Genomic DNA, 22,689 nt, shown 5'->3' on the forward strand with positions numbered 1-22,689 from the left:
ACAGGTGCAGTCAAACCTACACCTGTCCCGGCTGTTAATTTCTAACTGAACACAATTCCAGAAGAGAGAAACCGGATCTCCCAAAGCAAGGGTGCTACTTCTTTTTCCTTTCTTCTTCTTTTTCCTCTTCAAGCAGAAAGAGTTCACGTTTCTTTTTCTCAAACACCACAGCCGCCCTGAATGCGGATATGGCCAGCGCTAGAATACTCAAGATCAGGATCATCCCCTGCTGGAACTCCCATTTCTGACGGATAATCATATCAATCATGAAGTTGGTAGGGAAATTCTTTGAGTAATAAATCAACGCCGGGATACACAAAAGGGCCAGTCCGAGAAAAATAACTTCCAGCCAGATAAAACTGCGCCCCAGCAGCATCACAAAAAGAGTCGAGTCACGGATTACCCGCAGGGTGACCAGCCTGTGACGCAGTTTTTTGAGCCTCTCGTCAATACCGGTCAGGTACTGCTGGGTCTTACGGAATGTTTCAGCCTGATTGAGAATCTGAGTCTTGATCCAGTAAATTTTATCTGCGCAATAGTTGAAATCACCGTTAAACTCGGTAAGCAGCTTGGGGAACGGGAACCACGAAGCTTCCCGCTGAATATCCAGCAATTCTTCTCGATATATCTCAAGTTTTTTGTTGATTACCTTAATTTCGTATTCAACCCGTTTATCGATCTCCTGAGTAAGCCTGGCAATACCGGAAGTAAGATGCTTGAAAGCAACATAGTTCTTTATTTTAACAAGCTTGGACATACGCTCCATGAACTTTGCCGCCTCTTCCGCGAATTCATGGCCTTCCTCAAACCACTGGGAAAGATCCACGGTAAGGGTGTCCATACCGGAGGCAACTTCCTTGGCCTCGGCTTCCGCCTTCTCCCAGAGCTGCCCAAGGGCCTGAAGAACCGTCAACCGGCCCCTGTCCAACTCAGGGTCGATGGCAATTCGGTTGAAATAGTGGGGATCACGTTCGATAATATCTTCAAAATAGGGAATCGCCTGTTCGGCAAAGCCCATCTTAACCATGCAGACAGCTCGGCGGTAAAGAGGATCAAGCCATTCCGGACATAAACGCGATGCTCTCCTGAAAGTATTGCTGGCCTCACCGAAATCGCCGCGAACTTCCAGCATGCGTCCCTGAAGATAGATAAAATAGCCCTGCTGCAGAGGAGAAAAACTTAAACGTTCGGCCTCCTGCCAGTAGAAATATGCCTGTTCGCCATTACCGTTTTCAAGCTCAATAAAACCGATCAAGGCCCTTGGCTGGTAACTTCTGCTGAAACGAATCATCGCATTCTTGGTCAAAAGCTCCGCATCCCCGACAGCACCGCCTGCAAGGGAATCAAAGGCCGACCAGATAAGTTCGCCCTCTTCCGGTCCCTGATCCATGATCCCCCGCGGCCACTCCTTCCCCCTGCTGCGCCAGACCATGTAAAGAGTCCGCAACTGCGAAACCGCATTAATGGCAAACAAAGCCTTTGTAATGATGCCCTCATACCCGCTTCCACCTGCCACTAGCTTTGAGAACTCACCGACAAGATTCTCCTTTCCCTGCATCTGAAGGTCTATATTCTGAAAACCTTCATTGAACTTATCATTGTCGATAGCCGCGAGATTCTTCCACACCTGTGAGTCAAGCCCCTTAAGCTGCTTGCTGGGACACTGTGCAGGAGAATGGTTCTTCATGCCGCAATAAAAGCAGTCATCCATGTCCCCCACAGAAACTCTGCGGGAAATAGTCACCTCAATGGCGTTGGACGAGAGATCCTTGATTCCCTTTCGGAGACTGACATGGCACCAGCTGTCTACGGTTTCCTGCTCGCTTCCGAAACGGACCTCGTTAATGACAAAATCATCTCCAAGCAAATAAGCATCGCGATACCGAAGGTGAGGACAGTCTGGGGTAAGTTTATCCCAATCAAGATGGACCTTACGCAGAATCTCATCATTAAAGCTCATGTTCATCTGGGGAACCAGTGCCATGACTGTAGGCCAGTAATGAACTTCCCCCTCATTGTTTCTGGCTCTTGAGATGACGGAGAGAAGCTCACGCAGAAATGTCCGAAGCAGGGAGAGAGAACCGATGGGCAGAATAACCTTCACATCGGAAGTGATATAATGAATGCCCAGCTTCTGCATGAGCACCTGAATCTCTGAAAAAAACGACCGCCAGCCCTTGATGAAATCCTTATCAGAAGGATTGCCCACCGGAATCAGGATAAAATACCAGCTCTGCATGGAATCATAACCAAGCCCCTGATCCGGAATCATAGCAATCCAGCCGGAACGGGAGATTCCGGTAGGAGTGCGCACGTCCTCAAGGTTCAGACCTGAAATTTTCTTCACGTCATCCGCCAGATGAGGATGAACAAGGACTTCGAATTCCTTGGGAAGAGCTACTTCCTGGGAAGTAAACTCATCTCCGACCTTCAGGGAGAGATCCAGGCTGTAATCAACAAGAAGAGTTGCAGGCATAATCTGCATGAATACGGGCATAGGATTAAGTCTTGCCCAGATTTCCAATCTTGCAGCTACTCTGAAGACATCATCACTGAAGAAGAACCAGTATGCCTGATTCTGTACCTCACTCATGAGCATTCCACCGAAATCACTAAGACTTCGGACAATGGACTCCTCAAGACTTTCTCCCCAGACCAGCCAGACGCCAAATCCGCGGTTAACCATTCGGGAATGGCTGACAATAGGAAATTTTTCAAATAAGGTAGCAATCTGATACAAAACAACAACTCCTTACTTGCGGAGGGATTATGGACATTTCAAAAAAAATTGCAGAACTCAAACAGGACCCCGAATTTGCCGCCAATGTCGGTATGGTCCTCATTCACAACGGAGTTGTCCGCGGCTGGTCACGCGGTACACGAGATGAAGTAACCGGAATCGAAATCAAGGCCGACCATGACAAGATAGAAGCCATCCGCAAGGAGCATGAACAGATGGAAGGCATCTATAAAATCGTCACCCACGCCAACGAAGGCGTGCTTAAACCAGGTGATGACGTGCTGTTCCTGATCGTTGCCGGAGATATCCGCGAAAACGTCAAGGCCTGCCTCGCAAGCCTGCTTGACCGTGTAAAGGCTGAAGCCTTCAGCAAAAAAGAAATTTTCGCCTGATAAAATCAAATCCGGTCCGGGTATATATGCACTTGAGTATAACCCGGACCTTTTTTAATTTCCAATAAATTCGGCAGGGTCAACTTCACTTGACTGAAGCAGTTTTTCCAGCAGAAACTCCACCCGGTCTGCTTCCTCATCACGCCCCCTCTTCCGGCATCCGCCGATGTAATATCCGGACTTGTTCCTAAGCTCGGCTGACACCAGCTGTTTCTGATCTTCCGAAAGAACCCCGGACGCATACAGTTTGGCCATAGCGTAGATGCGGTACGTATCAAGGCAACTGACGGAGTTGGTAAGCTGGTCTGGGCGCCCGCCATACTTGATGGTCAATCTTTCCCGGATCAATCCTATGGGATATTTAATCCCGGCCCTGATCCAGAGATCATAATCTTCACAGGCCAGCATAAATTCGTCAAAAGGACCTATATCGTCCCAGAACTCCATGGTAAACATTGTACACGAGGGACTTACCAGGCATACTGCCAGTGACTGCTCCCAAAAGAATCCATCCGGTTTTTCATATTTATTGCTCTGGTTGACCCGCTTGCCCTTTCTGAACCAGATTTCATCTGTCTGGCAGATATGCAACTGTTCTCTTTTCATGAAGGCATGCTGCTTCTCAAGCTTATTTGGAAGCCATTCATCATCAGAATCCAGTAGGGCCACATACCTTCCGGTTGCAAGTGATATGGCCTGATTCCTGGCAGCTGAGACTCCCCCGTTCTCCCTCGAAAAGACCTTAAGACGTTCATCTTCGATTTCTGAAAGTTTTTCGAGGGTATCGTCAGTTGAACCGTCATCAATCACGATGCATTCAAAATCCTTAAAGGTCTGCGCAAATACGGAATCCAACGCCCTGCCGATATACTCGGACCGGTTATAGGTCGGCATAATAACCGATATTTCAGGACTTGATTTTTCTTCAGTTTTATTCATAGATTTTTTTTCGCTGCAATTGTTATAATCAAAAAGTGCCGAAGCTTATGTTAGTTAAGAAACATACGCAATGTATAGCCTGGTCGGGATTTTTTTTATTCCTGTGCCGCTTATGTCCCTTTTTTCCTTGACTCTTTAGAATACGGATAGTCATTTACCTCCATGCGAATCTTTCAAGTAATCAATGTCCGCTGGTTTAACGCGACCTCATGGTATGCCCTTTACCTCAGCAAGCTGCTGCAGGATGCAGGGCACGAAGTGCTGGTAATTACTGTACCCGACTCGGAAACAGAGCAGAAAGCCCGCGAAATGGGCCTAAAGCTGGAGCTCATTGAGCTGAACACCACCAGACCATTAAAACTGATTTCCGCTTGTTCAAGGGTTCTGTCCCTTGTGCGGGAACACAGGCCGCACATTGTGAACTGTCACCGCGGCGAGGCTTTTTTCTGGTGGGGCATACTACGCAAGTTGCGCCTAGGCTACAAACTGATAAGGACCAGAGGCGATCAGCGCCTGCCGCGGAGCGACTTCTTCAACCGCCATCTGCACTCCACAATAGCTGATGGTGTAGTGGTTACCAATAAACGTATGGCCGAACATTTTCTGAAGAAGATGGAGCTTGCAGAAAATCAGCTCTGGCTCATTCACGGCGGGGTCGATACCGACAGATTCAGCTTCGACCCTGAAGGGAGAGAGAGGATTCGCAGTAAATACGGTTTTTCTACAGACGATTTCGTCATCGGAATGCTGGGCCGTTTTGACCGGGTCAAGGGCCAAAAGGAATTGATAGAAGCGCTCGCCAAATCCCGCGGAAGTATCGGTGAGAAAAAGATTAAGCTGTTTCTCATAGGATTTCCCACGGCTACCAGCATGCATGAAGTGGAATCATGGCTTGCCGACAACAACATGGCTGAAATAACTGTCATCAGCGGCAAATGTGATGACGTAACGGCCTGTATCTGTGCCATGGATCTTGGGGTCATCGCATCTCTCTGGTCCGAGACAATTGCCCGGGCCGCACTGGAAATAATGGCCTGTGAGCGTCCCCTTATCTCAACCAGCGTAGGAGTCATGCCCGATCTGCTGCCAGCATGGGCTCTGGTGCCGCCACAGGATGTGAAAGCTCTCTCTAACAAACTCACAGAAGCAATTAATTCCTCTGAATTCCGCAAGAGGCTGCTTGCCGAACATACCCGGACAATGTCGCAGCTTTCAGGAGAGGATTTCCTGAAACGGACCATGACCCTGTATCAGGGTGTTTCCGGAGAATAGCTAAATAGGTCTTATCTCTGCAGGAACCCCGACTGCCAGGTGGTTGTCGGGGACATCGTGCAGAACAACTGCATTGGCACCGATACGACAATTCCGCCCGACCTTAATCGGCCCAAGAATTTTGGCTCCACTTCCGATCATGCAGCCATCTCCGATAAACGGGACATCATGCAGTCCCGAGCGCCCGCCGATTGTAACGCAACTGCCTATGCTGACGCCGTCACCAATCTTACACCGCTGGTGGATAACAACCCCCAGTCCGCCGTACCCGAGATCAACACCCTTGCCGATCTCGGCACCCAGACCTATCTGGCAGCTGAATATTATCCGCACAAACAATTTGTTTATGACCTGTGGCATGACAGGAATCCTTTTCTGATGCAGCCAGAATGCGAGTCGGTAGAAGAACAGAACAATATCGCTCATTGAGACTCCATGCCCGAAAGAAGACAAATCAGTTCGGGCCGAAAACAGACCTTATCCGTTCAAGATGGTCGGCCACTTCGTAAATCGTGCGTGCGTAAACCATGGAATGGTTGTAGCGGTAAATAACCTTCAACTTCTTGTCTTTGCTTGACGAATCGCGCCAGCCGTGACGTCTGAGGAAATTGGCCATACTGGCAAGTGCATCATCCTTGCTGAAGAGATCGATACGACCGTCACCGTCACCGTCTACGGCGTACCCGAGTGCGGTGGTAGGCATGAACTGGCAGATCCCAAATGCACCGTAGGGCGAACCGGGTATTTCGGTTGGATTTACGGAATTGGCGGAACAGAAAGTCAGCAAGGCGGAAAGCTCCCGGTAAGCCCAGTCAGCTTTTTTCTGAGTGCGCTTTTTAAGCCAGTCCATATCCTTTTTATCAAGCTTTTCATATCCAAGCTCATCAAAGAACAATATGGGATCAGAACTGGCAGCCATGTTTGCAAGATTGCTGAACGCAGGATTATCTCCCAGAGTATACCCCAGCTTGGTTTCCACCAGAAGAAGGGCTACAATGACAGATGGAGCTACACCGTATTTACTGTCGATCACTGTCAGCAGATCATAATGCTCCCGCAGATATGAGTATGCTCCAGCAAGAAGTACCGGACCCACATAGCGATCATCAAAAGTCTTTTCGCGTTCCTCCTTCTTGGCAGGAGGCTCAAAACGGAGTTTGAGAAGGGCACGCATTTTGCGGGCCATTATCCCGGAATCATATTTCACGGAACTTACAGAAAACACAGTTTCCACATACTCACGGTTGAAACCGTCAGCCACGAGGCGGTCCTTAAGAGGGATCCACCCCTTGCTGTCATCAGCATCCACCATCGGGACAAATGCCAACAACAAAAGAACTGTTAACGCTGCTATTTTCCGGGTCATCAACTGATTCTACCTTACAGTCTGTTCATTGGAACATTCGCCATCTCATCTTCGAAATCATCATCAATATATTTAATGTACTCTGACACATCGTAGCGTTTGCCGCAGGACCCGCAGCGTAAAAACACCGAGCGTCAGCCTCGGTGAACATAGAGGTCACCGGAACAGGAGCGGCACACACCCTGCTCCCCGGAAACCATTTCACCGCGCGCTGTCTTTTTAAAAAGAGTTCTTCCCTGAAACATTATTTCCTCCGTCAACAATACTAAATTCTACCGAACAGCCTGTCCACCACAAAAAAACAGCCGGATTTCAGATGCTGAAATCCGGCTGCCAGATATTATGCAGTAATTGCTAATTGGTCTTGAGAGAAGGATTCTTCTCGCCCATTGCAACGTAAAGTTTTGCAAGAGCAACCTGATAGTCGGACAAAGCCTGGATAAGCTGGGCTTCACTGTCACTCAAACGGGACTGGGCATCAAGAACTTCGTTGTTGGTGCTTACCTGAGCCTGATACCGGGCAACAGCCATTCTGTAACCTTCACGACCGGCTTCAACAGATTTACGGCCAACACCGATACGGTCAGCAGCAGCCTTGAGGCTCAGGAGCTGATCCTTGATTTCATAAGAGGCCTCAAGCTTGGTGTTATCGAATTCAGCCTGAATCTTCTGTACATTCTCTTTTGCACGCTGTGAGTCATAGTAAGTCTCACCCCAGCTGAAAAGTTCCCAGCTCAGGTTGGCTCCAACATTCCAGGAATCAGGGCGATTCTTGTAGTTGTACTTGTTTCTGCTCACGGAAGGATCATCGCCGGTGCTGGAATAATTCATGTCGGCAGTGATGTCGGGGTAGAAACCGCTTTCGGCAATGGTCACGTCTTCTTCCGAAATTTCAACGGCTTTCTTGGCAATGATCAGGTCGGGACGATACTTATCGGCAACGGTAATGCACTGATCAAGTGTCATAGAAAAAGGAAGATAGGTAAGTTCACCGGAATAATTCACCTTCTCATCAATAGGCAGATTAAGAAGAGTGTTAAGCCTTGCCACTCTGGAGTCCACAGTGTTCTTGGCAATCAGCAGATTCTGCTCTGCTGTTGCGAGCTCCACTTCAGCCTGAAGAACATCAACCCTGGGACGAAGGCCAACCTGATAGAAGGCCTGAATGACCTGAAGCTGGGATTTCAGACGAGCAACGGAATCTTCCTTACTCTTAACTTCCATGCGTCCCTGCAGCAAGGTCAGGAACGAAGTCTGAATCTGGCTGATGAGAGAAAGCTCTGCATTGTAAAGGCTGGCTTCGGAAGACTGTCTCTGCAGCTTGGTTTTCTGGTACTTGGAAAGCAGTTCAAACCCTTTGAATACAGGCTGGCTGATGTTCAGGGTAAATCCCCAGGCATCCTGATATCCGGAAGGCGTGCTACCGGACCGGGGCTGATCATTGTAATGGGTATAGCCGTAGGTTGCCTTAAGAGGCCCCCCGAACTGACCGCGCTGAGACTTGACCGAGCTTTCAGCGGCCAGCAGATCTTTGCGGGCTGCAACAATGGTCGGGTTCTGTTTGAGTCCGAGACTTACGCACTCTTCAAGGGTCAGGGTCCTGTCGGCCTCCTGCTCCTCCTTGGTCAGAGCCTGAGGAACCTGAGTGGAGGCTTCCTCCATTGAGACAGGAGCCTTAGCTTCACCAAGGGTGCTTTGAGGTTCTGCCTGCTGCGCCAATGCAAATGACGCAGATGCAAGTATCAGCAGCAGAAAAAACAAAAGGGAAATATTACGTTTCATTCTACACATCCTAAAACCGTGTGAGTTATTATATCCTTTAACTTAAATAAACAAAATCACACTCTCTATAGATGTTCCATCGCAACTAATCAAGCAGCTTTTTTGTTTAAAACGCTTAAGCAAATGTGATGGGCTGCACTAATCATGAATTAATCACAGCACAATCAGTGCTGTCACCCTGCAATTTATCTATAGTGTGGCGCAAGGCCGGAATAACTGCTTCAAGGCTTTCGCGAACAGCCTTCGGGCTTCCGGGAAAGTTGATCACCAGACTTTGGCCGATGGTTCCGGCCACAGCACGTGAAATCATGGCATGAGGAGTTTTGGCAAGCCCGGTCGCGGTAATGGCCCGCTCAAATCCGGGCAGGCGTTTTTCGATAACAGCCATCGTGGCTTCAGGCGAAACATCACGTGGCCCCACTCCGGTTCCACCGGTTGTCAGCACCAGGTCAAAGCCGCCTACATGCGCAAGGTGCAGCAGAAGTGCCTTGAGGCTGCATTCCTCATCGGGAATGAGATACCCCTGAATAATGGAAATCGGAAGTGCATTTTTTATCATTTCACCTATTAAGGGCCCGGCCTCGTCTTTCCGTTTCCCAGCCGCTCCCTTGTCACTTAAGGTTATGTAAGCAAGGGAATAACCATTTCGTTTTACGGAAAGCTCGACTGGTCCGACAGGAAGCCGTCCGCAGACCTCGGCCAGAAGCATCCTGCCGCCGGGAACCGAATCAGACCAGAATCCGGACACGATCCTCAACAGAGTCAAATCCCCTGCGACCAGTTCATATCCAGCTCTAAGACTTCCGGAATCTCCGGCCAGCGCGGCACAAGCTGTACCGACCGGCAGCGAGAATTTATCGCCAAGAACAATACGCGCTCCAACGGAAACATCTCCGACAGTGGAAAAATCACATTTTATCATCTGCAGCTCCTTTACTATTTGATCAACTCAGAAGCACCGCTAATATACCGGTGATGAAAATTCCGTCAAAAGTACCTGCTCCGCCAATTGAAACAACCGGAGCATCAAGCACACGCCTTGTGGCAGGCGTCGCCAGATGCATCAGGTCCGCACCGATCAAGGTTCCGAGACTCCCGGCTACATATGCCGCAACAGGAGCAAGATCTCCGGAGACAAAAATAAGGGCCGCTAAGGCTGTAATCAATGGCGGAATAAGAACAGGAATACCGATGCCTACACCAGGAACGGGCCGTGCAAGGCCGTAAGTGGCGGCGCTTACAAGGGCAATACAGAGCAGGATAGAGAGATCAAATCCGCTTCTGGACAGCAGCGACATGGACAACAGCACAGGAATAACACATCCCCCGAAATTCACTGCCACGACCTGCTTGCGCAATGAACGGCTCTCTGGGGAGGCCTCCCACCCAGTACGAGGATTAAAGATGACGACTCTGCGAAAGCTCACATCGGGAACCAATCTTTCCGACCTGAATACAGGAATGTTTATCCCGCTCCCAAGCAGCGTGGCAATGAGCAGCAGAAAGCCCTGCCCCGGAGTAAGTCCCAACTTTGAAAAGGCGACAGAGACAAGGCCAACCTGTACAAATATAAACAAAAAGAATATGAGGACAAAAAAGACTATGCCCAGAAACATTGCCGTGGGCAGGGAAAACATGGGGCCACGCATAATGACTGCACTCCTTGGTTTGTAAGCCTGAACGGAAAGAGTCATTTAATGATATTAAAGCAGACACTTCAAGAATTTATTGCTAAATTGACCGAGAGAAAATCCGGTACATTCATCTGGAGGACATTGTAATGAAAGGCATCATTCTGGCCGGCGGTTCCGGCACAAGGCTATATCCCCTGACCCGAGTAGTCAGCAAACAGCTGCTTCCCGTATATGACAAGCCAATGATCTATTACCCGCTATCGATCCTCATGATGTCGGGGATCAAGGACATCCTGATTATATCCACCCCCGAAGATCTGCATCGCTTCGAGGAACTGATGGGCGATGGCTCAAATCTCGGAATACGCATTTCATATAAGGTACAGCCCAGGCCTGAAGGACTTGCACAGGCTTTTATCATCGGAGAAGAATTCATCGGCAATGACTCCGTATGCCTCATACTGGGGGACAACATCTACTATGGTCACGATCTGCCGCAAATTCTGCAACGGGCAGCGGCGTTAAAGGAAGGCGGCACTGTTTTCGCGTATGCAGTCAAGGACCCAAAACGCTACGGTGTAGTTGAATTCGACAAGGACCGCACGGTGCTGAGCATCGAGGAAAAACCGGAAAAACCCAAGTCCAAGTTCGCTGTCACCGGCCTGTATTATTACGATAATTCAGTCATTGAAATTGCCAAGAACATAAAACCGTCCGCTCGAGGTGAGCTGGAAATCACCGATGTAAACAACGAGTACTTAAAGCAGGGAAAACTCAATGTGGAACTGCTCGGACGAGGTTACGCATGGCTTGATATGGGAACGCACGAATCACTTTTGCGTGCTGCTGCATACGTCGAGGCAATACAGCAACGTCAGGGATTCCTGCTGGCCTGTCTGGAAGAGATCGCTTTCCGCATGGGCTACATAAGTGCCGATGAACTCAAAGCCATGGCCACAGACATGCTTAAAAACGACTACGGACAATACCTGATGGCAATATACAACGAAGCAATGGGGAAAGACGAATGCGCAACATACTGATTCTAATCTTTTTATTTTCCTTAACGGCCATACCTGCAGCGGCATTGTGCAGCGAACCTGACCTGCAAACTGAATTCAGTGCTCTTGCAGGAACGGAAGCAGCCCTGAAAACCCTTTCCAGACAGATAGACACTGCTACCGGGGCAGAAAAAGAACCCGATCGAATTTACGCAATGCAGGACATGGCAGGCCTCTGCAAGTCAAGCAGAATGCAGGTTCACAGCCTGAACTCCCTTTTTTCAGTCGTAAAGCTAGTTAAAATGGACCAGAAATTCCAAAGTAAGGAAGCAGCCCTGCTGAAAATGAAATGCGGTTATGCCTATAACGATTTCACCCGTCGTCAGGCCTTTGTCCAGGATATTATGAAGAAAGCTGCCGACCAGAGCCTTCTTGATCTGGCTTATATATTTGATGCACAGTTAAAAATAGTCGTCAACAAACTGAAAATTATCAATTCCAAACTTTGATAGGTATCATTCCAGACAGCAAAAAAAAGCGGCACAGTAAGTGCCGCTTTTTTTTGCTAAAGAGCAGAAACTCTTCGCTGAAATTTTCTAATGGTGACCTTCTTTCTTGCCCTGCTCGATTCTGTAGAATGCCATATACAGAATCCATGCAAGATAAACGAAAATGAGAGAAACACCCACAAAGCCAGCAGTAGTGCTGTGGCCCATGTTGCTGATAAGTTCGCCGATCATACCCTGATACCTCCAAGTATTTAACCCGATTCATTACAAAAATGTCTGATATTCATCACCATATTTTCTATTAATGTCAAGCTCTAGTTTAAGTATAAATATTGACAACAACCACCAGCCATATATTATTAATCAACGACGGATTAAATTTTGATGACAGCATGACCAGCCGAAAACATTCAAAAAACACGCACTAGCTCATCTATAGGTAGGATATGGTTGAAAAGAAGCAAAGCTCCGGTCTGCTCGGCAAACTCAAGGACAAGCTGGACAGGATGCTTGGGAGAAAACACAGTGAGTCACTGGATATCTCCATTGCGACTAAAAAGGACACCCCAAGTGCCCGCAGGGCCTACCGTATCGAAGTTGACAACATGCACATTATCTGCCGCACTCCCCGGGTAAAATGCCGCATAGCGGATATCAGTGCCACTGGAGTGGGCTTCATCAGCACAAAAGAATTTCCCGTCGGTGCAACAATTGAAGCCGTGATGCTCTGGTCAGGAAAACCAGTTATCAAGGGGCTGAAAATGAAGATCATGCGAAAGTCCGACAATATTGTCGGATGCGAATTCACCGATCTTGAACGCGGACAGGATAAAATAATCAGCAAGATAGTTCTTGCCGCCCAAAAACGGCTTATCCAGAAAAAACACAGCGGCAACCAGACGGACACCACGGACACCGAAGTCAAGCAGGAAGCCGAAAAGACCATGAAGCGCGGCGTATCCACCAAAGGAACCACAAAAATCAAATTGTAGCCCCAGCTACAAAATCGAGAGCAGCACATGAAAATAGTCATTCTTGACGGATACACTGTCAACCCTGGCGACAACCCCTGGACCTCACTCGAAGAACTGGGTGAACTTACCGTCTATGATCGCACACCGCAGGAACTGGTCACGCAACGTGCTGCCGGAGCCGAAATAGTCCTCACCAACAAGACTCTGCTGACTGCCGAAGTCATCAAATCTCTGCCCACCCTGAAATTTATCGGAGTTCTGGCCACCGGCTACAATGTAGTAGACCTTAAAGCCGCCGAAGATCGCAACATTCCGATATGTAACGTCCCCGGATATTCTCCTCCATCAGTCGCCCAGCATGTCTTTGCACTGCTTCTTGAATTTACAAACCGCGTCAGTATGCATGACCGGGCGGTAAAGGATGGAGAATGGGCTGTGCAGGAAGACTTCTGCTTCTGGAAAGCTCCACTGCTTGAACTGCAGGGTAAAAAGATGGGGATTGTCGGATTCGGTGGAATTGGACAGATGGTAGGAACCATCGCCAACGGATTCGGAATGGAAGTGCTGGCCTACGCACCCCGGTCAAAACCTGAACCCGCTTATACTCCATTCAGGTTTGCCGATCTGGAAGAAATATTCATTGAATCAGATGTTATCTCCCTGCACTGTCCACTGACAGCTGAGAATGAACGGTTTGTGAACCGCTCACTTCTTGAAAGCATGAAATCCACTGCATATATCATCAACACGGCCCGCGGCCCACTTATTGATGAAGCCGATCTGGCCTATGCATTAAGCAAGGGAATAATTGCCGGTGCGGCACTTGATGTAGTGGAAACGGAACCGATGCTTCCGGGAAGTCCTCTGGCAGGAACACCCAACCTGATAATTACTCCGCATATAGCATGGGCAACGCTTGAAGCCCGCGCAAGGCTCACCGAAATAACCACAAGAAATGTGAAAGCATTTCTCAGTGGTACACCGATAAACGTTGTGAACGACGTGTAGGTAAATCAGTCCTGTGTAAATCTTTGAACAGCCTCTAGAAGATCAGCCTTCCTGACCGGCTTGGTCATGAAATAATCGCAGCCGGCATCATAAGCCCTGTCTTCGTTTTCCGGCAGGGCATGGGCGGTAACTGCAATTATCGGTGTCTTTGAAAGGCTTCTGCTTTTTTCATAGCTTCTGATTCTGCCTGTGGCCTCATAGCCGTCAGTAAACGGCATTTCTATATCCATCAGCACAACATCATATTTGTTATGCATGAATTTCTCCACAGCAACATCGCCATTTTCGGCTACGTCGATACTGTAGGGCAGCTTTTTCAAATAAAGCTGCACAAGCAAAACATTATTCTCACAGTCTTCAGCCAGAAGTATCTTCAAAGGTTTCACAGCTCCATTTTTATTTAAAGAACTGGAAGTAATTCTATGATCAGCAGAAAGCATCTATTACCCGTAAATGTCAAAAAACAGACAACGTGTATCGCCTGCCCCTTCCCAACCCCGCGATGGTAATATCCCATCGGTTCGACATTGGCAATCAGTTTATTTAAAAAATAAATCAACTAGCCTTAATTAATATATGCAACCAGATAACTGCACCCCGTAGGCTATTTCAGTGACCGAACCTGCACGGCAAAAACCTCAAGATCGTTTTTGTCACCCTGCACATAGTCTTCAGGATACAGAAGCGCAGACATGTAAAACACGCTCCCGATTTCAAGAGATTGAGAAGCCGAAGATGAAAAACGCCCCACACGTTTTTCAACTGCAAGCCTGTCTTTCTTGGCAAGCCCGGAAACAAGAGGATCGCAATTCTCAGCCAGATCGGCAAGACGCATAGCCCGTTGGCGCATGAGTTCCCGATAGGCAGACTCATCTTTATCATCATAAAGGGCTTTATGGGCCTGTGCTTCCATGCCGCACAGAGCACGGGCTTCTCCATCCAGCCAGTCAGCCAGAACATCATAAGGATTCTTGTTCACGTAAATTCCCCACTTTGAAAATTCGTGTAAGAATACCTCCCTGAAACTTCAAAAGCAAGGAATTCAGGACCAAAATCGACAACTCATTCCGCCGGAGCTACAATGATCCGCACATCTGCCTGTAATTACCGCATTCCTGCTTATTCATGAACGGACAGGGCCCCTTCATAAACCACTTTTTGCGCGGGCACCAGAATCTGTCCTTGAACGGCTCGTTACAGCCGTCCGCAGTCAACTTCTTTCTACGCTGGTTTCCTATTTCAAAATATTCACCATCGGTCCTGACATTCAGTACAGTCATAACGACCTCCACCAGCTTGCATCAGCTCCTACTGACTTGGTCCTCCTGGGCGGTTACCTGATTTACAATCTTCTACAACTAAAATACATTATGCACCTAATATGCCATAAATATATTAACACGAATTGTTTCGCTTTACATCCGCATAAAATGAACTTAACGATTTAGGTTTGCGTCTGACGCACGACCTTCAATTATCTTCCGGCTCAAGGGGCAACCCTGCCGGTTCAAGGAGCATGCTTTGCCTATACTTTCTGCCAGCACGGGAATCACCAGATACAGGATTCTGGACGAAGTCAGCGATGAGCTGATCCGCGAAATACCCGAAAGACTTGCCAAATTTGCCTTCATGGACATCGACCATACAGCCGAGGAGCGCTCGTTCGGCTGGGTAAACATGGATGACATGCTCGACGACAAATGGACCATTTCCCCGCCGGAAAAAGCTCATTATTTCGTTTTTTCCTTACGCCTTGATACCCGGCGCATACAGCCGGCAGTCCTCAAGAAACATTATCAGATAGCGCTCAACCACGAGATGGCTGAAGCCAAGAAAGAAGGAAAAAATTTCATCTCCCGCGACCGGAAAAAAGAAATAAAGGATCAGATCACCCTTAAGCTCAGGGCCCGCTCCCTACCTATTCCGGCAGTTTTCGACGTTGTCTGGAACGTTCCCGAAAACCGCATTTACCTTGCGGCAACCAACACCAAGGTAATGGACCTTTTCACCGACCATTTCACCGACACTTTTGAACTGACCCTTGAGCCGCTTACCCCCTTCTTTCTGGCCATGGAGATGCTCGGTGAAGACGCCGTCAAAAAACTGGAATCTCTCGACCCCACCTATTTTGTGGGTTAGGCTCACACAGGAGTATATATGGACCTCTTAATGCTTGCTGAAAGAGAAAACACCCTGCTCGGCCAGGACTTTCTGACCTGGTTATGGTATAAAAGCGAAATCAACGACGGCATGTTCGAGCAGGAGAACGGAGAACGTTTCATGCTCTACATGGAACAGCGCATGTCCGTTCAGGGCGGCGACGGCGAAAACGTGGATACAGCTACAGTCAACTCCGCCAGCGGTGACATGACCGAAGTTCTCTACGGACTTCGCACCGGTAAAAAGGTCACCCGGGCCCAGCTCAAGATGGAAATCGACGAGAACATCTGGCAGGTTCAGGTAAAGGCCGAAGATTTTACCCTTAGCGGACTGAAAACACCGAAAGTTGACATGAAGGATGAAGACGGGGACGACCCGGACGCCAAGTTTCTCGAAAAAATTTACCTGATAGAAAAGTGTCTGGCCCTTTTCGACCGCGTTTTCAAGGAATTCATAACCTTGAGAATATCCGAAGACTGGCAGGACGAAGTGGCAAAATTCCGTCACTGGCTCAGAGAAGGCGAAAAATAAAATGTCCAAAATCAGACTAGCTGCATTCGGCGACAGCCTCACGGAAGGTTACGGCCTCCCGGCTTACAGCTCCTTTCCTGCACAATTGGAAAGGAAACTGTTAGAGGAAGGCCTCCACGTTGAGATTACCAACTTCGGTCTCTCCGGTGATACTTCCGCTGACGGATTGGTGCGCCTTGCAGATGTGATCGAGAGTGGTCCGGATGCCGTTTACATAGAATTCGGTGCCAACGACTGCTTTCAGCTAGTCGACCCGGAACAACTGGGCCTGAATCTGTCCAGCATGATCGAAGCCTTTCAGGATGCCGGAGTCCCGGTACTGCTGATCGGGTTCAGGCCGATGAACTTCACCCCCCTTTCCTACGCTTCCGCTTTTAAAACTGTATTCCCGGCTGTAGCAGAAAAATTCAGTGTTCCGCTCTATCCGAACATTACCGACGGCATTGGAGAAAATCCTGAATACTACCAGTCAGACGGTGTTCATCCCAACAACGAGGGTGTTCAGATAATCGTCGACCGAATATTCCCAGTGTTCCGAGACTTTCTCGAATCCATCTAAAACCAGCCACGCCGGCGGACAGAATCTGTCCGCTGGCGTTTTCCTTTTCCGAGGCACTGATTAATATTGTAATTTTTCTTCCACAACGCTATTTTACTGTAAATAACGGAGAACCGATGGAAGAGAAGAACAAAAAGGCCACCGTGCAACAGTCCGGGGAACAGCCTGAACAGACAAAAAAATCCCACCGCCCGTCAGTAGCCCTTATCATCGGTTCTGAAGGGATCAAATCCTTCTGCGCCCTGCCATTTATAGAATTTCTGCAAAACGAAGGGGTCAAACTGGATCTGGTAATCGGCGTAAGCGGAGGAGCCCTGCTGGCCGGATTCATGGGAGCCGGGTACAACCTGCGCCAGATTCAGGAAGTATTCTCCAAGACAGTGGACCCACGTTTCTTTACGGATGTGGACTACAATTCAGTGCTTGAAATTGCGAGCACGGGAATGGGCCGGTTCACATCCGAATCAGGAATCCTTAAAACCGACTGTCTGCGTCGCACCTACGAAACACTGTTCAAAAAGACAGACATCTCCGAGCTCAGCCCAAAAACCATGATCGCAACCACTGACCTGAACACCGGACTTCCTGTGATTCTGGAAAAAGGTAATCTGGCACAGGCCATATACGCAAGCGGTGCCATTTACCCGCTCATGCCGCCGGGAAAAGTGGACGGCCGTCGCCTTATCGACGGAGCCTTTTCCTCCCCCGTACCCATCATGGAGTGCGTAAAACGGCAGATAGACATCATAGTGGCCATTTATTTTGACGATGCCTGCAACCCGGAACCGGAAAGCTTCATGGAAAGCTATTTCAACACCTCGCGCATATTCAAACGCTCAATCCTGACCAGCCAGCTTCCTCTTTCCATTGATATGCACCATCACGAAATCATCCCGGTCTACATCAAACATCCAAGACCAATAAATTTGTGGGAAATCAACAAGTTGAACGACATTGTTCATGCCGGAAAAGTGGCTTTCACCAACAAGAAGCGCCATTTTCAGGAAGCAGTGGTCGAGTATCGCAAAAAGATGAAAGTCCGCGAAGAGGAGCGTCTCAGAAAAGACGAAGAAAGGAAAGCACAGGAATCTTTGGCAGCTGGGACGGACAAAAAGCATGACGAAGCAGTTGCGCGGATGAAAAACGGACCTGCGAGAAAGAATTCTCCGCCTCCGGAAGAACATCCGCAACCCAAACGGACAATAAGGATAGTAAAAAATCCGCGCAAAGACCGAAAAGGAACCGGTGTATGAAAAAACTGCTGACAATCCTGCTCGTCCTGCTGTACCTCGCATCCAATGCTTCTGCAGAAACCATTGAGATCGGCACTGTCTTCGAGCTATCCGGGAAGGATAAGGCCACGGCACAGGAAGCCATGAACGGAGCCATTCTTGCGGTACAAAAGCTCAACGGGGCAGCATCAGGATTAACAGTGAAACTTGATACGCAGTCCACCTCCGCAATACCGGAAGACATCATGAAGTCAGTCGGCGCTTTCGGGCAGAACCCAAATCTCCAAGCCGTGACCGGCCTTATTTCCGACGATGCGGCCCTGACCGCCGCCCCGGCCCTGCAGGCTGCCGGAGTCCCTTTCCTCTGTACCGGGGCTCAGGCGGACGGCCTTGCCCAATCCGTGGGGGACTATGTTTTCACCCTTGCTGTTCCGGATATCAGGGTCGGCCAGCTTCTGGCTGATTTTGCCGCCAATACCATCCAGACCGACCATATCGCCGTCATCCGTTCCGACCTGAGCGATTCATGCGCCCGTCAGGCGGACAGTTTCGTACGCCGCTACAAGCAGAACGGCGGAACGATCATGGCTGAGATGAGAATAACCGAGTCCAACGCCAACCTGAACTTCATCACCGACAAACTTCAGGAACTGGTTCCGCCCCCGCCATCAAACAGCACAAAGGTTGAAGACGAAGTAGGTGTATCGAACTTCGTTGACTCCGGTGCTTCCATAATTACCGAAGCACGTGAAGCCGTCCCGGCTCCGCCGCAGGTTGAAAGCCTGATTATTTTCGCACCGCCCGAACCTGCCACGCAAATACTCGGGCAACTGAAGCAAAAGAATACCGTCTACAGAATCATCGCGGGCAGCTCTTTTGATACCGTTCCAATGCAAAAAACCATCAAGGAATGGCCCGACACCGTTTTCTATGCCGCCCAGGCCAGTCTTACCCGCGAAGACACGCTGGTCCAGACCTTCGTAAAGGCCTATACGGACCTGTTCGGTTCAGCCCCCGTGACCGGATACTCTGCCTTGGGATTTGACTCAATCATGCTGCTTGCCGAAACCGCAAAACAGCATGGAGCTGGAAAGAATGAAATAAGATCAGGACTTCCTGAAATCCAAAATTTTGCTTCAGTAAGCGGGCAGATATCTTTTCAGGGCAGAGCAGCCCACAAACCGCTCTACATAATCCAGTCCATCTCCGGGCAGATATCTCTTGCCGCCGGGCTGGACTAGACCAAAAAGCTGTCTCCGGGAGGCATTCATTATTCAATTTACAACGATCCGGCATTGTCCTTATCCAGACTGCGCCTGACAATTCTTACCAGAACGAAGATCATAACAGCAGCCCCGACAAGTGCTGCCAGCAGCTTCCAGCTGAAGGTTCCTTTTAAAACCCCTGCCGACAGAATGTGTCCACCAGCTGTAAGGAATACGGTTTCCGGTATCAGGCAAAGCACGCTCATTATGATATAAGGAAGATACCTGACACGGGTAACCGAAAGCAGATAACTTGCCACTGAAAACGGAACTACCGGTACAAGTCGGCTCAAAGCCAGCACCTTTACCGGGTGCCTGTGACTGAGCATCTCTATGCGCCTGAAATTGGGGTCGGAGCCGAAACGTCTCAAAATCACCCCCCTGAGAACAAATCTTCCAAGAAAAAACGCTATGGTTGATCCTGTGCCCATGCTGACCAGGCACATGCCCGTCCCTTTCACCGCCCCGAACAGAACACCGGCCACAACAGTAAACATGGTCTGCGGCAGCCCAAGCACCATGCAGATGACATTCACCAACATAAAAACCAGCGGAGCAAAATGACCGCTGCGTTCGATCCATCCGGTGAAAGCACTCAAGTGCCCCTCGCCGAAATGCTCAACCGCGTATGAAACGCCTCCTACTATCAGCAGCACCATTACTCCATGCACAATCAGCTTGCGATCATGGGCATTTTTAATATCCATTCCCACTCCCTTTCTTATGAGAAAAAATTTCCTACCATCGGACTCCGAAGTTTACGTGACATCCGTCGAGTATAAGGATAACACACGCAGACCGACACTTGTTTTAATTACTGAAAAAATTAATTTCAGAAAACAATAATCAGGGGATAAATATGCGCTACGAGTTAAAATTAATGGATACTCTTTCCGGAACCGGGTGTTTCGCGGCTTTTCCCGGCCCGAATCTGTGTTTCGCGGAAGTGCTGGAGCATCTGGAAGCCCACCCTTACGACGAATTCATGCATCGCCATATGCTGGATATGCTGGGCAAGCACCGCACCCGCAAGATTGAAAAACTGATTCAGGAGATCAAGGGAGATCCGAACAAAAAAGTTCTGGCCGCACTCATCTACGAAGCGGTACTTACACATCCCCGTCTGGAATCACTCAAGACCGTAGTGGAATCCCTTTTTGATGCCAAAGAGCTCAAGGAATACTCCCCCACCCTGCATCTGCGTTCCCACCTGCTGGAAGATCAGCCCCTGCACAACAAATGGAGCACAATCTTCGCGGACAACGTTGAAATGCATCAGGACATGCCTGCCCCTGAGGAAGCCGGATTCCCCCGACTCTACGCATCAGACGAACTCCCTTCCAAAGCCCTGACCACGGCTGCCTCAGTACGCAAGAGTCTTGAAGAACAGGACAGACTTCCCCCGGCAAAAGAAAGAGCTCCAATTGAAGAAGTCACCGCCAATGCCAATCAGAAACTGGAAGCCATCGGCGTTTTTATGGGCCCGCAGATGCGCCAGAAAGGCTGCCTCAGCCCATTTGCCGTTCTGCATCACTGGATGGTCGAGAACCGCACAACCAACGGATCACTGAGCAACTCTCTGCGCGCCATTCAGACCAGTTACGGACGCGGATTCACCTACGAGCAGGCCTGTGTGTCCTGCTCCATGGAAGTAGCGGAACGCGTCAGCTCCTACGCCAGCATAGGCAAGTCCGATGTAGCAGGACGCACTGTCCAGCTCCCGGTTATTCAAGGCAGTTATGATGAAATCAGCATACAGGGCACTGCACTCAACCCTTCTGACCTGCAGTTGGAAGTCCCTTACGAAGGCCAGTCCCTGTGGTGGATGCCTTCTGAAATGTTCGACGGAGAAACCCACGTACAGGCGTGGCTGCCGGTGCAGCATGTATTTCTTTTCTGCAACCTTGATGAGCAGAACCTTTTCAGCGGACTGAGCTCAACCGGCCTTGCTTCCGGCAACACAGTCCACGAAGCACGCCTGAGCGGCCTGCTGGAAGTACTTGAGCGCGACAGCGACTCCACCATCCCCTTTGACAGAAGCCGCTGCTTCACCATTGAGACCGACGATCCTGCAGTGCAAAAACATCTGGAGGATCTAAAATCCAGCGGCATTCACGTATGGTTCCAGGATATGACCTCCGAACTCGGAATTCCCTGTTACAAGGCTTTTGCGGTAGGCAGACACGGAGACATCAACAAGGGCGGAGGATGTTCGCTGAATGGCAAGAGAGCCCTGCTTTCAGCTCTGACCGAAGTTCCTTACCCGTTCCCCGGCCCCCCCACATCTGAAATTCCCGAAGGGCTCCCGGTGCGCAAGCTGGAATCCCTGCCCGACCTTTCCACCGGAAGCGCTGAGGGAGATGTGATGGTCATTGAGCAGACCCTCGCGGCAAACGGTTTTTACCCGCACTACGTGACCATGACCCGCAAGGATCTGGAAATTCCGGTGACAAGAGCGATCATTCCAGGGCTAGAAATTGTTTCAGACCTCGACAAGTTCTCCCGGATAAACAAGAGGCTCTACCGGAACTATCTCGACATTAAAAATCTTCTGTAATAGACTTATCTCAGTCTTGACTATGTAAAATACAAAGTATATCAAACCACTACTTTCCGTGCCCGGATGGCGGAATTGGTAGACGCAAGGGACTTAAAATCCCTCGAGCTTACGCTTGTGCGGGTTCAAGTCCCGCTCTGGGTACCAAAAGAAAATCAAGGACTTACACACAACTTCACGGTTGTTTGTGAGTCCTTTTTTTGTGCCTTTTTTCGGAGCTGTCCCACTTCTGTCCCACCGTTTTCCAGAAAAACACCATTTCCTAGCAATGCGACAATGAACTTTGCCGCAGTCTTTTCCCGTGCCCTGCGGATAGCTCAGGTCACACTATACACATCTTTCCTTAATAAAACAAAGAGAGGCTGTATGACCTCCGAAATAACACCCTCCCAGCGCGGCAAGGGCCGGGTTGAATATCTCAGCCTTGCAAAGGACATCGAAAAGAATCTCCTCGCAGGGCATACCAAGCGAGCTATTCACGCCCACCTCGTAAACGAAGGCAGAATGACCATCAGTTACCAGAGATTCTGCCATTACGTGAAGACCTACAGCCCGCATTGCATACCGGCAGGCAAAGTATCAACACCCTCACCCTCAACCGGCGTACCCGCCATAAGAACCGTCTCCGCTACGCGCAAACTCCCCAGCGGCGGAGACGGTTCGCCTGCCCTGCAGCAAGACGGAAAGGTCATCTTTGTTCACGATAACAACGTCACCAAAAAAGAGCTCGATGAGAAGCTCATCGGTTAGCAATTACAAGGAGTGAAA

General features: G+C 49.3%; 25 protein-coding genes, 1 tRNA gene and 1 pseudogene. 14 read left to right on the plus strand and 13 right to left on the minus strand.

All coding sequences use genetic code 11. The features are described 5' to 3' along the window. Window positions 1–94: 94 nt before the first annotated feature. Window positions 95–2,740: a tetratricopeptide repeat protein gene (locus tag N7E73_RS02285; RefSeq protein ID WP_432737252.1), complete on the minus strand. Its 2,646-nt coding sequence runs from the start codon at window positions 2,738–2,740 to the stop codon at window positions 95–97. Between the two features lie 29 nt (window positions 2,741–2,769). Between N7E73_RS02285 and N7E73_RS02290 the strand changes: the two genes are divergently transcribed. Beyond that, window positions 2,770–3,132: a molybdenum cofactor biosynthesis protein MoaE gene (locus N7E73_RS02290; protein WP_432737253.1), complete on the plus strand. Its 363-nt coding sequence runs from the start codon at window positions 2,770–2,772 to the stop codon at window positions 3,130–3,132. Window positions 3,133–3,186: 54 nt separating this feature from the next. On the opposite strand, the gene N7E73_RS02295 is transcribed toward N7E73_RS02290, so the two are convergent. Beyond that, window positions 3,187–4,071: a glycosyltransferase family 2 protein gene (locus N7E73_RS02295; protein ID WP_432737254.1), complete on the minus strand. Its 885-nt coding sequence runs from the start codon at window positions 4,069–4,071 to the stop codon at window positions 3,187–3,189. A 162-nt stretch (window positions 4,072–4,233) separates the two neighbouring features. Between N7E73_RS02295 and N7E73_RS02300 the strand changes: the two genes are divergently transcribed. Continuing rightward, on the plus strand, window positions 4,234–5,343 hold the full coding sequence (locus N7E73_RS02300) for a glycosyltransferase family 4 protein (RefSeq protein WP_432737255.1): 1,110 nt from the start codon (window positions 4,234–4,236) through the stop codon (window positions 5,341–5,343). Here the strand turns inward: N7E73_RS02300 and N7E73_RS02305 are convergent, their stop codons facing one another. The 6 genes and pseudogenes from N7E73_RS02305 to N7E73_RS02330 all read right to left on the minus strand — a co-directional run bounded on the left by N7E73_RS02305 (window position 5,344) and on the right by N7E73_RS02330 (window position 10,140). Further along, a complete protein-coding gene (locus N7E73_RS02305) occupies window positions 5,344–5,769 on the minus strand; it encodes a serine O-acetyltransferase (protein ID WP_432737256.1) in 426 nt (141 codons plus the stop codon). A 28-nt stretch (window positions 5,770–5,797) separates the two neighbouring features. Next, window positions 5,798–6,655 carry a lytic murein transglycosylase gene (locus N7E73_RS02310; RefSeq protein WP_432737257.1) on the minus strand — a complete coding sequence of 286 codons (858 nt, stop codon included), beginning with the start codon at window positions 6,653–6,655 and terminating at the stop codon, window positions 5,798–5,800. 68 nt (window positions 6,656–6,723) lie between these two features. Continuing rightward, a pseudogene (locus N7E73_RS02315) lies at window positions 6,724–6,837 on the minus strand (dual CXXC motif small (seleno)protein); the annotation flags it as partial. Between the two features lie 226 nt (window positions 6,838–7,063). Further along, the gene (locus N7E73_RS02320; protein WP_432737259.1) at window positions 7,064–8,491 is read right to left on the minus strand and encodes a TolC family protein; all 1,428 of its coding nucleotides are present in this window, start codon (window positions 8,489–8,491) and stop codon (window positions 7,064–7,066) included. Between the two features lie 142 nt (window positions 8,492–8,633). Continuing rightward, on the minus strand, window positions 8,634–9,413 hold the full coding sequence (locus tag N7E73_RS02325) for a MogA/MoaB family molybdenum cofactor biosynthesis protein (protein ID WP_432737260.1): 780 nt from the start codon (window positions 9,411–9,413) through the stop codon (window positions 8,634–8,636). A 22-nt stretch (window positions 9,414–9,435) separates the two neighbouring features. Continuing rightward, the gene (locus tag N7E73_RS02330; protein ID WP_432737261.1) at window positions 9,436–10,140 is read right to left on the minus strand and encodes a DUF1614 domain-containing protein; all 705 of its coding nucleotides are present in this window, start codon (window positions 10,138–10,140) and stop codon (window positions 9,436–9,438) included. Between the two features lie 131 nt (window positions 10,141–10,271). Here N7E73_RS02330 and rfbA point away from each other — a divergent pair, with 131 nt between their 5' ends. Together rfbA and N7E73_RS02340 are read left to right on the plus strand one after the other, a co-directional pair. Then, on the plus strand, window positions 10,272–11,168 hold the full coding sequence (rfbA, locus tag N7E73_RS02335; protein WP_432737262.1) for a glucose-1-phosphate thymidylyltransferase RfbA: 897 nt from the start codon (window positions 10,272–10,274) through the stop codon (window positions 11,166–11,168). Next, on the plus strand, window positions 11,153–11,635 hold the full coding sequence (locus N7E73_RS02340) for a hypothetical protein (RefSeq protein WP_432737264.1): 483 nt from the start codon (window positions 11,153–11,155) through the stop codon (window positions 11,633–11,635). The genes rfbA and N7E73_RS02340 overlap by 16 nt, the downstream gene beginning before the upstream one ends. A gap of 87 nt (window positions 11,636–11,722) precedes the next feature. Here the strand turns inward: N7E73_RS02340 and N7E73_RS02345 are convergent, their stop codons facing one another. Further along, window positions 11,723–11,866, minus strand: coding sequence for a hypothetical protein (locus N7E73_RS02345; RefSeq protein ID WP_432737265.1), 144 nt, complete (start codon window positions 11,864–11,866; stop codon window positions 11,723–11,725). A 215-nt stretch (window positions 11,867–12,081) separates the two neighbouring features. Between N7E73_RS02345 and N7E73_RS02350 the strand changes: the two genes are divergently transcribed. Then, window positions 12,082–12,627 (plus strand): PilZ domain-containing protein, encoded by a 546-nt coding sequence (locus N7E73_RS02350; RefSeq protein ID WP_432737266.1) that lies wholly within the window; start codon window positions 12,082–12,084, stop codon window positions 12,625–12,627. A 27-nt stretch (window positions 12,628–12,654) separates the two neighbouring features. Then, entirely contained in the window at window positions 12,655–13,617 is a 963-nt protein-coding gene (locus N7E73_RS02355) for a D-2-hydroxyacid dehydrogenase (RefSeq protein WP_432737267.1), read from the plus strand. Between the two features lie 5 nt (window positions 13,618–13,622). Here N7E73_RS02355 and N7E73_RS02360 read toward each other — a convergent pair whose 3' ends face one another. The 3 genes from N7E73_RS02360 to N7E73_RS02370 all read right to left on the minus strand — a co-directional run bounded on the left by N7E73_RS02360 (window position 13,623) and on the right by N7E73_RS02370 (window position 14,897). Further along, on the minus strand, window positions 13,623–14,003 hold the full coding sequence (locus N7E73_RS02360; protein ID WP_432737269.1) for a response regulator: 381 nt from the start codon (window positions 14,001–14,003) through the stop codon (window positions 13,623–13,625). A 218-nt stretch (window positions 14,004–14,221) separates the two neighbouring features. Continuing rightward, the gene (locus tag N7E73_RS02365; protein ID WP_432737270.1) at window positions 14,222–14,596 is read right to left on the minus strand and encodes a hypothetical protein; all 375 of its coding nucleotides are present in this window, start codon (window positions 14,594–14,596) and stop codon (window positions 14,222–14,224) included. A 97-nt stretch (window positions 14,597–14,693) separates the two neighbouring features. Next, window positions 14,694–14,897, minus strand: coding sequence for a hypothetical protein (locus N7E73_RS02370; RefSeq protein ID WP_432737272.1), 204 nt, complete (start codon window positions 14,895–14,897; stop codon window positions 14,694–14,696). Between the two features lie 241 nt (window positions 14,898–15,138). Here N7E73_RS02370 and rdgC point away from each other — a divergent pair, with 241 nt between their 5' ends. The 5 genes from rdgC (at window position 15,139) to N7E73_RS02395 (ending at window position 19,340) form a co-directional block, all read left to right on the plus strand. Then, complete coding sequence (gene rdgC / locus N7E73_RS02375; RefSeq protein ID WP_432737273.1) at window positions 15,139–15,756, plus strand: recombination-associated protein RdgC; 618 nt, start codon at window positions 15,139–15,141, stop codon at window positions 15,754–15,756. A gap of 18 nt (window positions 15,757–15,774) precedes the next feature. Beyond that, a complete protein-coding gene (locus N7E73_RS02380) occupies window positions 15,775–16,308 on the plus strand; it encodes a hypothetical protein (protein WP_432737275.1) in 534 nt (177 codons plus the stop codon). 1 nt (window position 16,309) lies between these two features. Next, window positions 16,310–16,867 carry an arylesterase gene (locus tag N7E73_RS02385; protein ID WP_432737276.1) on the plus strand — a complete coding sequence of 186 codons (558 nt, stop codon included), beginning with the start codon at window positions 16,310–16,312 and terminating at the stop codon, window positions 16,865–16,867. 116 nt (window positions 16,868–16,983) lie between these two features. Beyond that, entirely contained in the window at window positions 16,984–18,120 is a 1,137-nt protein-coding gene (locus tag N7E73_RS02390) for a patatin-like phospholipase family protein (RefSeq protein WP_432737278.1), read from the plus strand. Further along, the gene (locus tag N7E73_RS02395; protein ID WP_432737279.1) at window positions 18,117–19,340 is read left to right on the plus strand and encodes an ABC transporter substrate-binding protein; all 1,224 of its coding nucleotides are present in this window, start codon (window positions 18,117–18,119) and stop codon (window positions 19,338–19,340) included. Before N7E73_RS02390 ends, N7E73_RS02395 begins: the two co-directional genes overlap by 4 nt. 38 nt (window positions 19,341–19,378) lie before the next feature. Here the strand turns inward: N7E73_RS02395 and N7E73_RS02400 are convergent, their stop codons facing one another. Next, the gene (locus N7E73_RS02400; RefSeq protein WP_432737281.1) at window positions 19,379–20,071 is read right to left on the minus strand and encodes a TVP38/TMEM64 family protein; all 693 of its coding nucleotides are present in this window, start codon (window positions 20,069–20,071) and stop codon (window positions 19,379–19,381) included. Between the two features lie 152 nt (window positions 20,072–20,223). Between N7E73_RS02400 and N7E73_RS02405 the strand changes: the two genes are divergently transcribed. The 3 genes from N7E73_RS02405 to N7E73_RS02415 all read left to right on the plus strand — a co-directional run bounded on the left by N7E73_RS02405 (window position 20,224) and on the right by N7E73_RS02415 (window position 22,671). Next, the gene (locus tag N7E73_RS02405; RefSeq protein WP_432737282.1) at window positions 20,224–21,921 is read left to right on the plus strand and encodes a YcaO-like family protein; all 1,698 of its coding nucleotides are present in this window, start codon (window positions 20,224–20,226) and stop codon (window positions 21,919–21,921) included. A 60-nt stretch (window positions 21,922–21,981) separates the two neighbouring features. Continuing rightward, a tRNA-Leu gene (locus N7E73_RS02410) sits at window positions 21,982–22,068 on the plus strand. 129 nt (window positions 22,069–22,197) lie between these two features. After that, the gene (locus N7E73_RS02415) at window positions 22,198–22,671 is read left to right on the plus strand and encodes a TraK family protein (RefSeq protein WP_432737284.1); all 474 of its coding nucleotides are present in this window, start codon (window positions 22,198–22,200) and stop codon (window positions 22,669–22,671) included. Window positions 22,672–22,689: the final 18 nt, after the last annotated feature.

Origin of the sequence: Maridesulfovibrio sp. FT414, from assembly GCF_050916235.1 — a bacterium.
In the GTDB taxonomy this organism is placed as follows: Bacteria; Desulfobacterota; Desulfovibrionia; order Desulfovibrionales; family Desulfovibrionaceae; genus Maridesulfovibrio.